The following is a 1,912-nucleotide window of genomic DNA, read 5'->3' as shown; positions in this document are numbered from 1 at the left end:
AAAAAAAACCTAGTTAGAGGGTTGGTGAATATAAGTTAAGGATTTAACGAAATTTCTTTAGTCTTGTGAGAGTAGGGGAACAGTACTGATGAAACCATGATAATAAGTGGTGGAGGGATAGCCCCAAGTCAATAATTTTAAAATTGTTTTAATCTAGAATTAATAGATGAATGGTCGTAAACCAAGAAAATAAAGTTTCCTAATTCTTAGGAAGAGGGAGGCGTACAATCTATGAGTTTAATAGACTGCGTAATTGACGAATCAAATATTTACAGAGCGATTCACACGCTGAAAAGCAACAAGGGAAGTAAAACTCCAGGAGTGAATGGCGAAACCATAAGCGATATACTAAAAATTGAAGATGAAATAGTAAAACGAATTAAATATGATTTAAAGGGCAGATACACACCAGGAACGGTAAAAAGAGTAGAGATTCCAAAAGGAAATGGAGAATTTAGACCCCTAGGAATACCTAATATTTATGATAGACTAGTACAACTATGTTTTAAACAAGTCTTAGAACCAATAGTCGAAAAAAGTTTTCATAAAAATTCCTTTGGATTTAGACCAGAACGTAGTGCAGAACATGCGATAGCAACTTGTTATCATTGTGTAAACATTTCAAAACTACATTTTGTTGTAGATATTGATATAAAAGGATTCTTCGATAATATAAATCATAAAAAACTGATAAAACAGCTACAGCGATTTAAATCTATCGACAAGAAAACCTTATCAATAATAAAATGCATGCTGAAAGTGGAAACTGTATTACAAAACAAGGATATTGTTCAATCTGAGAAGGGAACTCCTCAAGGTGGAATACTTTCACCACTTCTAGCCAACATAGTTTTAAACGAACTTGACTGGTGGATACACAAACAATGGCTAGGATTAAAAACTAGAAGAGAATATTCCACTCTTGCAAGCAAAGAGAGAGCTCTCAGAGATACAAATTTAACAGAAGTTAGAATTGTTAGATACGCAGATGACTTTAAACTCTTTTGTAGAGATAGAGCATCAGCGGACAAGATGTTTAAACTTGTTAAAATATTCTTAAAAGATAGATTGAAACTAGAAGTTTCAGAAAAGAAATCAAAAATAGTGAATCTAAGAAAAGAGTTTAGTGTCTTTTTAGGAATAAAATTCAAAGCTGTTAAGAATAGAAATAGATTAACTGTGAGGTCATATATATCTGACAAAGCAAGAAAAGCTATCCTAACCTTAATCAGAGAAGAGATAAAAGAGCTTCAAAGAAGACGAACTGCCACCCAAGTCTTAAAATTTAATTCAATAATACTAGGAATTCAAAATTATTATCGCATGGCAACAATGGTAAATATAGATTTTAGTAAAATTGGCTATATAGTTAATAAATCCTTAATGAACAGATTAGGGAAACCATCTGGGAAAAAGGATAAGAAATATAAACTCCGCTATAAAGGATACAACTTTAAAGTATGGAACGTAGCAGGAACAACGATTTTCACGCTACAAGCTATAAAGTTTAAAATACCTAAACTATTTTCAGCGAAAAAGAAAGTTATGAATGTAGAGAAACAAATTGAGATAAACGAAATTGAAAACCCTCAAATAAGAGCAATCTTGAGACTCCAAAGAAACTCAACTTGTGAAGTAACAGGAAAATATATCGCAGGTAACGACAACTTTTATGTTCATAGGCTAGTCCCAAGAGAACATGGAGGAAGTGATGACCTTGAAAATTTAATGTTACTAGATTCTTCATTCAAAGCCTTACTAGAAAGCGAAAATAGAGAGGATTACTATAAAGACAATGAGAATTATGCAAGAATATTAAAAACACTTTCTAAATATAAATAAAATTTAAAATTATGATGGAACGCCGTGTGCGGTGAAAGTCGCATGCACGGTGTGGAGCAGGGGAAAAGGT

1 protein-coding gene is annotated in these 1,912 nt (G+C 32.4%); it reads left to right on the top strand.

Annotated features, from left to right (window positions below):
- Positions 1–231 precede the first annotated feature (231 nt).
- Positions 232–1,842 carry a group II intron reverse transcriptase/maturase gene (ltrA, locus tag L992_RS11990; protein WP_052193993.1) on the top strand — a complete coding sequence of 537 codons (1,611 nt, stop codon included), beginning with the start codon at positions 232–234 and terminating at the stop codon, positions 1,840–1,842.
- Positions 1,843–1,912 lie beyond the last annotated feature (70 nt).

The sequence above is a fragment of the Cetobacterium sp. ZOR0034 genome (assembly GCF_000799075.1).
Classification (GTDB): Bacteria; Fusobacteriota; Fusobacteriia; order Fusobacteriales; family Fusobacteriaceae; genus Cetobacterium_A.
Note: the sequence above shows the minus strand (reverse complement) of the source record. Positions and strands in the feature narration are given on the sequence as shown.

Excerpts from the sequence above, each read along its gene's own strand:
- ltrA (WP_052193993.1), top strand. The coding sequence starts at position 232 with ATGAGTTTAATAGACTGCGTAATTGACGAATCAAATATTTACAGAGCG.